We start from the raw sequence: 13322 nt of genomic DNA on the forward strand, positions 1-13322 counted from the left end.
CCTGATCGTGTTTGGTCTAGCTGCAGGCCAATATCGATTACTAGATGCGATCAACAAGGGATTAAGCTTACGCTCGTTGCGCATGATTTGGATACCGTCTCTGTTAGGAACGATTTTGGCCATCGGCGTCATGTGGCGGGTAGCGCCTTCCGAGCCGATGCCATCGTTTCTGTTCGAGGTAGCAGGCGAGTCGCCGTCACCAACCATGGAAGCCGCCTTCACTCTGGCACATATCGGGGTGGCGACAGGCCCTCTCGTATCCGTATTTTATCTAAGCTCTCTCTTAATGCTCGGGCGTACCCGCGTAGGTGCGAAGATGCTGCATCCGTTACAGGCATACGGACGCATGGCGCTTACCAACTACATTGGGCAAACCGTCATTCTGGTAGGCATTCAGCGCTTCATGCTGAACACCACACCGACGACTTATGTCGTGTCCACGTTCGTTTCCCTGGGAATTGTGTTCTTCCAGATTATAACCAGCCATCTGTGGATGCGTTGGTTCCAATACGGCCCTTTGGAATGGTTGTGGCGATGCGGCACCTATTGGACCCTCGTGCCGATTCGCAAACAAACAGGAGACCTTTAGGTCCCCTGTTTTTTGGTTTGTCTTTGCCCGATGTCGGAATCGATGTTAATCCTTAATTTCGGAAGCCGCCGTGCTGCAGGTTTTCCAAGTATTCTCCCCACGCTGCTGCCCAGCTCGATCCGCCATTCCTCCTACCTCATCCGCCGCTCTAAACGCCGTATTTCCTCCTCGATCACAATCATACCCGCCTCGATCCGGGGTTTCTCCACCCCGATGATACATAACCGAATCCGGTCATTGCGCTGATTCTCAGGCAGCAGATGTTGATCCACGTTCGTAACCGAGATACCTCTCTGCAGCAAGCGATCCTGAAGTGCGGATGCCTTTACATACTGGGGCAGCCGGATGGTGATGAACACGCCGGAGGAGGGGCACGTATAGTGAATGCCGCTGCCGAAGACACGGGCACATACCTCGATGGCATAGCGCATCTTCTCCCGGTAATGCTCCCGGATGCGGGCTGCATGGCGCTTGTACATGCCGCTCATGATATAAAGTTCAAGCGCGCCTTGGGAGAGGATCGGCGACGATATGTCCGCGGCGTTTTTATGCCTAATAAATGGATCCAACAGCCGATCCGGAAGAAGGACGGCGCCCATTCGAATGCCTGGCAGGATCGTCTTCGAGAAGCTTTTGACATAGATGACATGGTGCGACTGAGCCAGTGCGTACAACGGGTCCGCCTTCGAATCCTCCTCCAGGTCCGCCAGATAATCGTCCTCCACGATATAGACATCATACTGCCGGGCGAGATCCGCGATACGCCTCTTCTGCTCCAGCGAATACGAGGTGCCTAACGGGTTGAGGAATCGCGGCACCGTGTAGAACAGCTTAATCTGTCCGCTGCGAAAATAAGACTCCAGCACCTCCAGGTCGATGCCATGCTCATCCCGATGGATGCCGATCACCGGACAGCCTGCAACGCGCGCCGCCGCCAAGAAACCGAAATACGTCGGCTGCTCCACCAGGACCACCCGTCCCTCACCCGGGAAAGGCATGCGCGTCAGGATCGAGAAGGCCTGCTGAGCCCCGGTCACCACAGCGATTTGATCAGGTTTAGCAAACATTTGCTGCGCGTGGAAATACCTGCTCAGCTCGTTCCTTAACGAAAAGATCCCCTGTGGATCGGTGTAACCGAACAGCTCCTCCTTGTATAAGGAAATCGCCTTACGCAGGCAGTGCTCCATCTCCTGAAACGGCAAAAAATCGCCCCGGGGCGTCGTTGAGGCGAAATCAATCGGCTCGCTTTCCGTCCGCGCAGAGGCTGGGCCCTTCCCCTCCACGAGATAGTAACCGCTCTTGGGCACCGGGTAGATGACATCATCGCGCTCCAAGGTCTGATACGCACGAACGACCGTATTGGGACTGCAGGAGAACATTTTGGCCAAGGCTCTGACCGATGGCAGCTTATGACCTGATCGGATATGCCCCCTCTCCACTTCACGGATCATATGGGCAACAATTTGTTCGTGCTTCGTGTCCATCCCGCTTATCCCCCTGTATTGATACAGTTGCTCTAAATTGTCCTGTTCATTTCCGATTCCATGATTAAAATTAGCTTATTGCATGACATAGCGGAAGTAAAGACTTGGGAGAGGGGCTGACGGGGCTGCGATGAAAAGAGACCGGGGTTATGCATGGGTCATTCTCATATTTCTATGGATGCTAGGGTTTGCGGCGGCCATCAGCCGGTTTGTCATGTCTTATTACCAGCACGAAATGGCAAGGGATTTAAGCGTCGACCTCACCTTTATCAGCTTCACCTGGTCCGTTAACATTGCCGTTGCCGCCATCTGTTCTCCGCTCGGCGGATGGTTGACCGATCGATACGGTCCCAAAAAAATGATGCTCCTGAATGCCCTGTTTGGCGTGATGTCCATGCTGACTGTGCTTACGTTTCGTCATCCGGCGGGATTCTTCCTGGGGCTCGGGCTGCTCTCCGGCCTCTCCGGCATGGCAGCAAGTACAGGTTATGTCGTGGTCACAAGCTGGTTCAGCCGCCATAAAGCGAAGGCACTCATGATCATGACCAGCGCGAGCTCGCTCGGCCTGGCCATACTGACGCCTCTATTTGTCAGCAACCGGGACTGGCTCGATTGGACAACGGCATTCACTTTCACCTTATGGATCACGCTTGTATCCATACCGCTCACCTTGCTTATCATGAAAGAACGAAAACGCGAAGAGCACGAAGCCGACCCCTCCGCTGCTGAATCGCCCCCATCGGCTGGGAGGCCACGGATCCTCCCGATCGCCAAGCAGATGGTAACCAGCCGCACCGTACTTCTGGTGGTCTTCGCTTTGTTCACATGCGGCTTCGGCATGGGAACGGTTGAAATGCACCTGATGGCCATCCATCGCCATCATCAGATCAGTCCGGTAATGTTCACGTCCTCACTGAGTATACTCGGTTTGCTTGAGCTGACAGGCGGACTGCTGTTTGCCTTCCTCCTGGACCGGATGTCGAGGAGTTTGGCCTTGTCCTTCCTGTACGTATTTCGAATCGTGGCCTTTATGGTGCTGTATCTGCACTTCAGCGCCTCTCCGATCCTCTTCTCGATCATCTTCGGAGCCAGCTATTTAGGAGCCATTCCGGGCGGTATTCTGGTAGCCGGCGAGGCCATGGGCCATCGCTCCGTTGGATTGCAGGCCGGAACGCTGCTTATTTTCCATCAGGCGGGCGCCGTTCTCGGCTCCTTCTCCGGCGGATTCCTGTATGACCTTACGAACAGCTACCAAGCGCTGATCGTGATCAACCTGATATTCAGCGCTCTGTCGGCCATGGGCTATTACCGGATTCATCGTGCCTCGAATCGAAGGCGTTCCGTTCCAGTTCAGCCAGGCGGCGCCAGCTTAAAAAAATCACTATAGGCAGGTGTTCTTAATGAAAATGGCTTTCATTCTATTCCATGGCATGACGGCCCTGGACCTGATCGGCTTCACCGAAGTCATGACCCGGCTTGCCCGCATCCGTCCCGAAGCGGATATATCCTGGGATTATTGCGCGCTGAGCACGCAAATTACCGATGATCGCGGATTGGCGTATGTCGTATCCCGGGTCAAACCGGATCTTTCGGAATACGATCTGGTCTTCGTGCCTGGCGGCTTTACCACGAGGGAGCTGAGGTACGACCCCGATGTGCTGACTTGGCTGCAGACCGCCCGGGAAGCCAAACATCTCGTATCCGTCTGCACCGGATCGCTGCTTCTGGGCGCGGCCGGCTTGCTGGAGGGCAAGCGTGCTACCACCAACGCTTCGGCTTACGAGCTGTTGACACCCTACTGCAAGGAAGTTGTTCAAGCACGCATTGTACAGGACGGCCGTCTCTTTACGGGCAGCGGAGTGTCATCGTCCATTGATCTCGGCTTATATGTGCTCGAAAGGCTAACCGATGCAGCGACGGCGGAACGGGTCCAGACGGATATGAGCTACCCCTATTACCGGACGGGAACCTCATCCGCCCTATATCATGCGAAGACAGGCATGTGAATCCGGATGCGGCGACCGGGGAACTTACCCTATATTATGGAAGCTGCTCTCCCCCGCAAGGAGTCACGATTTCATTACGCATAAGCACGGAGCCGGTCATCAATCAACCCGAGCAGCCAATCTCTTTCCCCGGGAACATCCTCTCTCAGCCTGGCCGCCGCTACGGGCAGCATCCACCGGTCGATATCCTCCAGCTTCGTACGGGATAATCGGCAGTACTCGTTCAGGTATACTTTATTCCACAGCATGCGGGCCATCCGAAGCGGAAGCACCAGGATGCCCGGCTGATCGTCCGGGTTAAACGGCGATTGGAACATGAGCGATGTCCTGGCGACGTCGCATAGCGGGTTACCTACATGGGCGTTGTTCCAGTCAATCGCCCGGCATCCGTTCTCCGCGACGATCACATTGTCCGGGTGAAAGTCGCCATGGCAGATGGAATCGCCTTCTGGAAATGAATCCAGCACCTTGCATATGGCCTGCGCTTTTTCCTGCAGGATGCCGCTTGCATCAAGAATGGCGTGTTCCAGCTTTTCTTTTTGCGGCGGCAGCAGGCTGGTCGTGCAGGTGTGCGTCGCATGATGGAGCTGCGCCATATCCCGGGCGCGCTTCGTTAGCTGAAACGGTGCCGATTGAACCTGACGCAGCATCGAAGGGCCCGTAATCCGCTCATACACCAGCCCCGTACGTCCTTCAATATCCACCATGTCAAAGACGGAAGGGGCGGGGACCCCCGCTTCCGCAACGATGCGGCCCATCTCCGCCTCATACGTCACCCATTCCGGACGATACCCTTCATAATACAGCTTTAGTGCCTGAGATTCTCCCCATTCATAGACCTCTGCACTCCTGCCTTTTCCAATCAGCGCACCCTTCTTCAAAAGCTCTTCCTCCACATCTTTAATCAGCTGGATTTTGAATTCGAACGCATCATCATCCGCTGAATCCAGCCTGGCTTCTGAATCCGGCAGTTATGAAACGCCGATATCTTCCATTCGCCGTTCACTTTGACCAGCACGTTGGTATTAATGGAATAGCGGCCGGTGGGCGGCTTCTTATGGAATCTGAGCTGCACCGCTCCCGTAGCCTGGGCTATCGCAAGCTCCGGGGTCAGGAAACGCAGCTGCGTCGGGGTCGGTCCCGCTACCAGCTTGGATTCGCGGAGCACCCCGTCCCACAGCTTCTGATGAACCTCATCGATCTCTTGGCGGCCCTTCAGGTGCTGTCCGCTAAACGTCACGTAATCCGCATCTTCGGTAAAGCATTCCGCATAAGCCCGGCCATTCCCTTCTCCCCACGCCTTGGACAGCGAATCGAATAATCTTAGGATCGCCTGGCGATCCTCGTGCGTTCCGTTCATCAGCCTTATCTCCTTTCTTGCTATTAAGGGGGAATCACGAATCTTCTTTAAGCACATTGTACGATAATCCGGCCGAACTGAATTCCCGCCCCGGGATGAAAACAGACTCGGTCTTGGGACCGAGTTGTTCCCTCAGTTCCGGCGAGTTGCGTTCTTTACGTAGGCAGGAGAGCGGGATATGATATCGTTATCCACGAGAGACCGAATCATAAAGGAGGTAGCAAACGGTATGATGAAGATCAGCGTTTTTGCCAAGGTCAGCGGCCTTTCCATCAAAACATTGCGTTATTATGATGAGCTGGGCCTGTTAAGGCCGGCCCATGTTGATGAGCAAAGCGGATACCGTTACTATTCCGAGGAGCAGCTTCTGACCGTCAAGCGGATTGCCGCCTACAAGGAACAGGGGTTTACCTTGGAACAGCTCAAGCCTTTTTTTGCAGAGGATATAGGAACCGATGTCGTAAAGAACAAACTTGCGGATAAAATGACGGAGCTGCGACATGCGATGCAGACCCTCCAGCTGCAGCTGGATGAGGTGAACAGCAGAATGTCGCGCTTGGAGCCATCGGAAGCCGGTGATCCGGCAGGCTTCATCCGTATCCGGGAAGTCCCCTCCCAGCTCGCCGCTTCGATTCGCGACCAAGTCCCCCGCAGCCAGCTATGTCTCTTGCTTGATGAGATTACGAAATATGCGACCTCTTATGGAGAAGAGGAAGCTAGCCAGTTAACCATCCTTTGGCATGATCACGGCAGCGAGAATGCCGACATCGCCGACATCGAAGTCGCAATCCCCATAACCAGGGACATACCTGTTAATGGCCGTGTTCGTGTGGACTACCTGCCGATGCTTCAATCCGCCGCATCTCTTGTGCATCGTTGTGATCCGTACGGTTATAGCTGTCCTGTTGCACCCGAACTCAAAGCATGGATTTCGTCCCAAGGCCTCGTTCAATCGGACCAGGAGCCGATCCGCGAAATCTATCTCACCTCGGATAAAGATATCTATGGCAAGAAGCGCCCCGCGGAATTGCTTATCCCCTTACAAGGTAACGCGTTGTAACCCATCCTTATCGGGATAGGCTGCCGGAGCGGGCCTCTGCCCAGCCTCCATCGCCTCCATCCGTACTTGCAGCAGCAGTAATCGCCATGTCTTTGTTGTTCATGAATAACTCTCGAAAAATTCTAAATCAACCTCTTGACTCTCCCCCTAACCGGAGAGTGTACAGTAGCTTTAAATCAAACAAGAGGAGTGGAGTTTCATGAAACGATTGGAAAACAAAGTTGCATTGGTTACAGGCGGAAGCCGAGGAATCGGTAAAGGAATCGCGCTTCGGTTGGCGGAAGAAGGGGCACTGGTCGTTGTTCATTACGGAAACCGCCGGGATGCTGCGGATGAGGTTGTGCAGACCATACAGGTTCAAGGCGGGCAAGCTATCGCCTTAGGTGCTGGGCTGGAATCGGTAGATGGAGCCAAGGGGCTTATTCATTCGCTGAAGGAGGAGCTGCTGCGTGTAACGGGGGACCAGCATTTTGATATTCTGGTGAATAACGCAGGCATCGGAACCTCAAAGACCTTTGAAGAGACGACCGAGGAGAGCTTCGACGAGCTGCTTGCCGTTAATGTAAAAGCACCGTTCTTCCTGGTCCAACAGGCTCTGCCGCTCCTGCGTGACGGCGGGCGCATCGTCAACATCTCCTCCGGTGTGACGCGTATCGCCTATCCGCATATTATGGCTTACAACATCACCAAGGGAGCCATCAATACGTTCACCTTGCACCTCGCCAAGCTGCTGGGTCCACGCGGGATCACGGTGAATGCGGTTCTTCCGGGCATCGTGGATACGGACGTGAATGCTGCATGGCTTCATACTCCGGAAGGGCAGCAGCATGCCGCAGAGATGTCCGCGCTTGGCCGAATCGGTCAGCCGTCGGATATTGCGGACGTCGTAGCGTTTCTGTCATCAAGTGACGGGCGCTGGGTCACGGGACAGATGGTCGATGCAACCGGCGGCTCTCATCTGTAACTATGAAAAGAGCTATCCTTGCTTGGCATTAACGCCAGAAAGAATAGCTCTTTTGCTGTATATTCTACTGTTAATCGGATTCATCACTCTGCTCAATATCGCTCTTTTCCTATGTCTTCGGTTAATCGGCTTCAGCTATCCGCACAACCGTCTTCCCCTCCGGGTTCCAGCGCCATAACGGATCCTTCCCCCTTACCTGCAAGCCTCCTACCCATTTATCGATCGTTCCGGTGCAGGCATAGTCGGTCTTACCCGCTAGCACCTCATGCCCCAAACTCGTCACTTGCAGCACCCGCTCTTGAAAATGGGGTACAGCCAGTTTGAAGTCCGGAAACGACGCTGTACCATCGACAACCAGCAAGGAATCCGGCCCCTCCGTCATCTTCTTTAAATAGTGCCAGAATTCCAGATCTCCCATTCCGAGTGTATGAAGCCGGTCACCTACCGTGCGAAATAACTCATAAGGCGTATGAATTCCGCCAGCTACAGCTTCTAACGTCGTCTGCTCGATATTCCCGAGTCCATGGCTCACAGAGGGCAGCCGTGCCAGATGGGCCTCGAACGCATCCCTCGCAAAAGGCAGTGCCGAGGAATCCAACTCCAGCATGCGCTGATGCTTCTCCGGCCGATCCGAGGTATAGGCTTCCCACAGCATGCTGCCCAGCATAAGCTCTTCTTCTCCAATCGCGTGCCATGTGCCCGACAAAGTCTCGAGCTGCTCCGTGCTAAGCTGCCCCAGCCCGCGAAAAAGCTCGATGCCCGGGTATGCGCCAATGCACAGCAGACTCAGCCTCGTATTTCCCAGTGACTGTTCCTTAAACCAATGCAGCAAATAGGCGAGCATGGTCTGGTCAAACAGATCATGCTCAAACCAGAGCACAACTTCGTCATATATTCGAAAATCCTGGAGCTTCCTCTCCTGCGACTCGCAGGTCCCGATATATTCCTTCTGCGGAATCCCCAGCGTTTGCTCCAAATACTGAGCTCTTGTTCTCCGATGATCCGGCTCGTCCATCTTCGTATAGACCGGACCAAACGAATAAAGCTCCCTCCACACCAGAATATCTCCTTGAATGTTTCCTTGCTTCAGCTTATCCCCTACCGAATCCCCGTTAACGATATGCAGCATGCGTTTTCCTCCCTCATACAGATCGGTGAACACCGATACAAAGTCGGCTACGTGAAGCGCGTTCTTCAGCTTCCGCCGGGCATCAAAGAGTCGCTTCTTCAAAGCCGGCAAGGAAACGTCCAAATATTGCGAGATCTCCCGAAGGCTGTAGCCTTGAAAATAATAAAGCTGCACGGCTATCCGCATGCCGGGTGGCAGGTCGGCGACCGTGGCATGCAGCTGGCGTACCATCTCTCTCTTTTCCACAACCGCCTCCAAGCTACGCTGTTCTCCAGCCGGCAGTTCAACCTCATGCAGCGGTAACGTCTGCAATTGCTTGCGGCGCAAGTCTCTGTAACACTGCCGCTCCACGATCACTTTGAACCATCCGGGAAAACGCCGGGAATCCTGCAGCTTATGCAGATTCGCAAAGGCCTCCGTAAAGGCCTCCTGCACGGCGTCCTCCGCCAAATGGGAGTCCCGCAGCTTATCGTAGGCCACGGCCAGCGCCATGCCGGTAAAATGCCGGACCAAGCTTTCCTGAGCCTCGGCACTACCCTTCCGGGCTTCCTCAATCCACTGGATCACGCTCACTTCACCTCCCTCTCGGTGTCTCTATCCCTTAAGTGCCGATCCATATGAAAAAGGTTACCTATCTTCAGGAAATGATCGTCTGCACCGGATGGATAATATATCGAAAATTCTCCATGGCCCTCGCCGGGGCCTCCGAAACACGGTTCCAATGATGGTAGAAACTGAACGGGAATTTAAACAGATGGCCGAAGTCCCAGTCGATTACATCCCCGTCTATACCCGCCCAGTACTCCGGCTGATGCGGCAGCCACGCCGATCTTGGAGCCTCCACGAGTGGCAGCCGATCCACCGGAGACACGATTCGGATCGGCTCTGCTGGATCCAGCCGGCTGCTGGTACGGAGCACCTTCACGATTTTGAGCAGACCCGGCAAGCCTCTGTGGAAATAATCAGGATGGCCAAGATCGTACAAGATGTTTAAGGCATGCGAGTACGTCAGCATATGCCCCATCAAGTCATGATGGGCTTCTGCGCGGTAGATCACCGAATAAGAGGCCAGCTCGTTTAAAATTAAGGCCGACAGCTGATTGCCGTCCTTTATTTCATATATTCCGTCAAGTTCATCCAGGGTCAACCGTTTGACCTCGGCTGCAGAATATCCGATCCAGGACCTTCCCGGAATCGTCTTCGCGAAAGAGCTAATTAATTCCGCGATATCGGCTGCTTCATGCCGTAGACCGCCTCCAAGCTCGTGGAGTGCAGCCAGGCTTATTGCAGCATAGATCACATTGTGCCCGACCCAGTGCAGCCCATCAATCGTATCGTCAAGGGCCGCAAGAATCCTTGATTCGGCACTTTCCACACTCACGCTTTCCCCTGTCACCGTTCCCGTCTGCAAATACTTGGCGATCATCCTCTGGTTCTCCGCCTCGACGGCCTTCTCGACCTTCCCGGGCAAATGGTTTGCCTTGACAAAAAAATAACCCGCGATCGCGGCCGCTCCGTAATGGGCCTGCCAAATATCCCCTGTTAGCATTCTGCACTGCGACAGTATGGATAATCCGTCCCCAAGAATCGCTCTGTCCTTATCGCTCATCCTGACCCCCCGATTCCTCTTGACATTCACCTAACACCTGTGTGATGATACTCATCAAATCATCTTGTTCTCTCTTCACATTCGAACAGAGCTGCACAGATGAAATTAAGAACAACATACCACACGGCTATGAGAAGAAATAGTAGCTTATCTCTTGAGTCCAAGCGAACCGGCGAATGGTGCGAGGCCCGGTACTCCGGAATAAGTGAATGGATCTTCTCGCTTCAACCCGAACCTCCGAGCTGTGCCGGAGCAGTAGGCCTTGACGGCCCTCCACCGTTACTTTGGGAGATATGGCAGGAATCATGGTGCATTTCACCGTTTCCACGTCATGCTAAAGAGCGACCGGACGGTCGAATTTGGGTGGTACCGCGAAGTTACACTTCGTCCCATAGAGGGATGAGGTGTTTTTGTGTTGTTCGCAAACAATCAGGAGGTGGTTATTATGCAACGATTATTGTCAGGCATCAAGCCGAGCGGAGATTTGAATATCGGCGGATATGGAGGTGCCCTCCGTCAATATGTGAAGCTGCAGCATGAGTATGAGTCCTATTTCTTCGTGCCCGATCTGCATGCGATCACGGTCTATCAGGACCCTGTGGAGCTGCACCAGCGCACGCGGGACATTGCCGCGCTGTACATTGCGTCGGGCATTGACCCCGATAAAGCGACGATCTTTCTGCAATCCCAGGTCCCCGCGCATGTAGAGCTCGGATGGTTGCTGGAGACGCAGGCCCATTTTGGTGAATTAAAGCGCATGACCCAATTCAAGGAGAAATCGGACGGAAAGGATACCGTGAGCTCCGCGTTGTTTACGTATCCGGTCCTGATGGCTGCCGATGTGCTGCTCTACCAGGCAACGCACGTGCCTGTCGGCGACGACCAGAAGCAGCATCTGGAACTGACCCGCGATGTGGCCGAGCGCTTCAACAACCGGTATGGCCGCACGTTTACGGTGCCTGAGCCGATCATCCAGGATATTGGCTCCCGCGTCATGGGGCTTGACGATCCGTCCAAGAAGATGAGCAAAAGCAACCCGAATAAGAACAGCTGCGTCCACATGATGGATACGCCGGAGGATATCCGCAAGAAGTTCTCCAGAGCCGTTACCGACTCCGATGGCCAGGTCCGGCATGACTGGGAGCATAAGCCGGCGGTCAGCAATCTGATCGAGATTTATTCCGTATTCTCCGAGGAAGCCATCTCCGTCATCGAGAAACGGTATGAAGGCCAAGGATACGGTACGTTCAAGAAGGAATTAGCCGAAGTGGTCATCGAGAAACTTCAACCGATCCAGGAGAGGTTCCATCAAATCGTGAATTCCTCCGAGCTTGATCGCATTTTGATGGACGGAGCGAAGCGGGCTTCCGATACCGCAGTCCCGACACTGCTTGCCGCCAAGAAAGCGATGGGATTGGTCATGTTCTGAAAGAACCGAGAGGGCGTTCCCTTGATTACTGTTCCTTATCGGGAATCAGAACAAGGGACGCCCTGCTTATTTTTGTCGGCTGGCCTTGTTATGTTGCACACAAGCGTCTACACCGCTTTAGTCTGTCCTGCCTCGCTGTACCCCATGGTTCTTTTGAATCCCGACTTGTTTATTGAGATGCCTGCCATGTCGCTGTCGCCCCCTTGACATCATCTCCCTATCGTAACCGTAATCTTATTCCCTTGATCAGGAACGGTGATCGCCAAGATGCCGCTCTTCGAATCCGGAAAAGCACGCAGCTCGATTTGATAGGCGTCCGTACCGGCAACCGCCACGTCGCTCCTGGATATCGACTCCAGATGGGGATGGTAAATCAAAGTCTCTCCAACGGATGAAACGAAATCTATACTTAAACTGCCGGTATCATGATCATAACGGTATGCTGAGAGCACGCCGGCTGTCGCTTGCGGATACGCGCGATTCAACGCCTTGGCATATGGGGCTTCCTTGAAGCCGTCACACCAGCACCAGTATGTATTGCTCCAAAGATACCGCTCGAATATCGCAATGATCTGCCTGGAAAGCTGAAAGGTTGCCGGATGGTGGGAGAAGGCTCCCCATTCCCCAACCAGGACCGGCACGTTCAATCGTTCCTGCACCTTGCGATGGGTATCAAAAATCAGCTGGACGCGATCCTGATTGTAAATGTCATAATGCTCCGTATCGACCACCAGATCATAGCCGTGCGGTGCGAACACCTGTTGGTGTAAGGTTTGACCGGCTGGATCCTGCACAAGCTGCAAGCCGGACTCGATCCCCATGTTCGAGAAATAGCTCGTTTCCAGCATCAAGAATCCATCCGGGGACACGACGCGAATGGCTGCCGCCGTCTTGTTGAAAAAGGGCGCGAGAACCTCCCGTTCGAAGATTTGCGATACTTCTCTGGCGCTGTCAACGAGTATGCGGTACGTATCCATCTCCGCCATCCCGGCAAGAACCTCCAGCCTCTTTTCCTCGTCAAACCACAGTCCGGCTATCTGATCCATATTCGGGTCGGCTATTCCCATCACATGCCCCGCATATGCGGCAATGATGGTGCCGAGCACCTCCTGTCCGCTTGTTCCGGGGTACGGCTCGTTCATCATGTCATAACCGATAATATTCGGACAATCAGCCATGAACTGTGCCGCATGCTTCCACATCGCTGCATAGTGATCCTGCAGTCCGATCCCGTCGGAAGCGGATGTATTCCGCCAGAAGTGATCCAGAGCACGGTTCACAGCCGGACTTTCCAGGTAAGCGTCACTCCAAATATGTCCGGTAACATGGGGAAGGTCATCGGAGAGAGTGGCCCATGCGGGAGCCCCGTCGCCATAGTGCACGCTGTATAAATCCTGATGCATATCCAGAAAAACATAGAGATCATTCTGCTCGGCCCATACAACCTGCTGCTTGATTCTGCTCAGATACGCATCGTCATAGACGCCAGGCTCAGGCTCGACTCCATCCCATATTAAACCTAGACGGATAACGTTAAAGCCTTGTTCGCGGAACCAGGCGAACAGAGCTGCATCACAGGGCTCTACATATCCTTTTGCCTTCTCCTTGCATACAAGATTGATGCCGTTCAGGATCACCTGAGCGCCGTCTTCATTTAAGAATCGTTGTCCGTCGACCACTAATTTTTTCATG

Annotated in this window: 12 protein-coding genes and 1 other annotated feature; of the genes, 6 read left to right on the top strand and 6 right to left on the bottom strand. The window is 54.0% G+C overall.

All coding sequences use genetic code 11. The features are described from left to right. On the top strand, positions 1-589 hold a 589-nt coding region (locus HMPREF9412_RS08950), incomplete at its 5' end, for a DUF418 domain-containing protein (RefSeq protein WP_036671738.1). Positions 590-720: 131 nt separating this feature from the next. Here the strand turns inward: HMPREF9412_RS08950 and HMPREF9412_RS08955 are convergent. Beyond that, entirely contained in the window at positions 721-2073 is a 1353-nt protein-coding gene (locus tag HMPREF9412_RS08955; protein ID WP_009591176.1) for an aminotransferase-like domain-containing protein, read from the bottom strand. Positions 2074-2203: 130 nt separating this feature from the next. On the opposite strand from HMPREF9412_RS08955, the gene HMPREF9412_RS08960 reads away from it, so the two are divergent. Then, a complete protein-coding gene (locus HMPREF9412_RS08960) occupies positions 2204-3460 on the top strand; it encodes an MFS transporter (protein ID WP_009591159.1) in 1257 nt (418 codons plus the stop codon). Between the two features lie 13 nt (positions 3461-3473). Beyond that, positions 3474-4079, top strand: coding sequence for a DJ-1/PfpI family protein (locus HMPREF9412_RS08965; RefSeq protein ID WP_009591140.1), 606 nt, complete (start codon positions 3474-3476; stop codon positions 4077-4079). Between the two features lie 74 nt (positions 4080-4153). Here HMPREF9412_RS08965 and HMPREF9412_RS08970 read toward each other — a convergent pair whose 3' ends face one another. Both HMPREF9412_RS08970 and HMPREF9412_RS08975 read right to left on the bottom strand, forming a co-directional pair. Beyond that, entirely contained in the window at positions 4154-4960 is an 807-nt protein-coding gene (locus tag HMPREF9412_RS08970) for a phosphotransferase family protein (RefSeq protein WP_036671741.1), read from the bottom strand. Positions 4961-4983: 23 nt separating this feature from the next. Further along, on the bottom strand, positions 4984-5439 hold the full coding sequence (locus tag HMPREF9412_RS08975; RefSeq protein ID WP_009591158.1) for an SgcJ/EcaC family oxidoreductase: 456 nt from the start codon (positions 5437-5439) through the stop codon (positions 4984-4986). Positions 5440-5668: 229 nt separating this feature from the next. On the opposite strand from HMPREF9412_RS08975, the gene HMPREF9412_RS08980 reads away from it, so the two are divergent. Both HMPREF9412_RS08980 and HMPREF9412_RS08985 read left to right on the top strand, forming a co-directional pair. Next, entirely contained in the window at positions 5669-6499 is an 831-nt protein-coding gene (locus tag HMPREF9412_RS08980; protein WP_254664021.1) for a MerR family transcriptional regulator, read from the top strand. Positions 6500-6698: 199 nt separating this feature from the next. Next, complete coding sequence (locus tag HMPREF9412_RS08985; protein ID WP_009591185.1) at positions 6699-7463, top strand: SDR family oxidoreductase; 765 nt, start codon at positions 6699-6701, stop codon at positions 7461-7463. A gap of 121 nt (positions 7464-7584) precedes the next feature. On the opposite strand, the gene HMPREF9412_RS08990 is transcribed toward HMPREF9412_RS08985, so the two are convergent. Further along, entirely contained in the window at positions 7585-9165 is a 1581-nt protein-coding gene (locus HMPREF9412_RS08990) for a sigma-70 family RNA polymerase sigma factor (protein ID WP_009591207.1), read from the bottom strand. Between the two features lie 64 nt (positions 9166-9229). Next, entirely contained in the window at positions 9230-10201 is a 972-nt protein-coding gene (locus HMPREF9412_RS08995; RefSeq protein WP_009591173.1) for a hypothetical protein, read from the bottom strand. Positions 10202-10321: 120 nt separating this feature from the next. Next, positions 10322-10596: a binding site (T-box leader), on the top strand. 50 nt (positions 10597-10646) lie between these two features. Between HMPREF9412_RS08995 and trpS the strand changes: the two genes are divergently transcribed. Further along, positions 10647-11630 carry a tryptophan--tRNA ligase gene (gene trpS / locus HMPREF9412_RS09000; RefSeq protein WP_009591156.1) on the top strand — a complete coding sequence of 328 codons (984 nt, stop codon included), beginning with the start codon at positions 10647-10649 and terminating at the stop codon, positions 11628-11630. 209 nt (positions 11631-11839) lie between these two features. On the opposite strand, the gene HMPREF9412_RS09005 is transcribed toward trpS, so the two are convergent. Then, the gene (locus tag HMPREF9412_RS09005; RefSeq protein WP_009591192.1) at positions 11840-13321 is read right to left on the bottom strand and encodes a cellulase family glycosylhydrolase; all 1482 of its coding nucleotides are present in this window, start codon (positions 13319-13321) and stop codon (positions 11840-11842) included. Position 13322 lies beyond the last annotated feature (1 nt).

The sequence above is a fragment of the Paenibacillus sp. HGF5 genome (assembly GCF_000204455.1).
GTDB classification, from domain to species: domain Bacteria; phylum Bacillota; class Bacilli; order Paenibacillales; family Paenibacillaceae; genus Paenibacillus_AQ; species Paenibacillus_AQ lautus_A.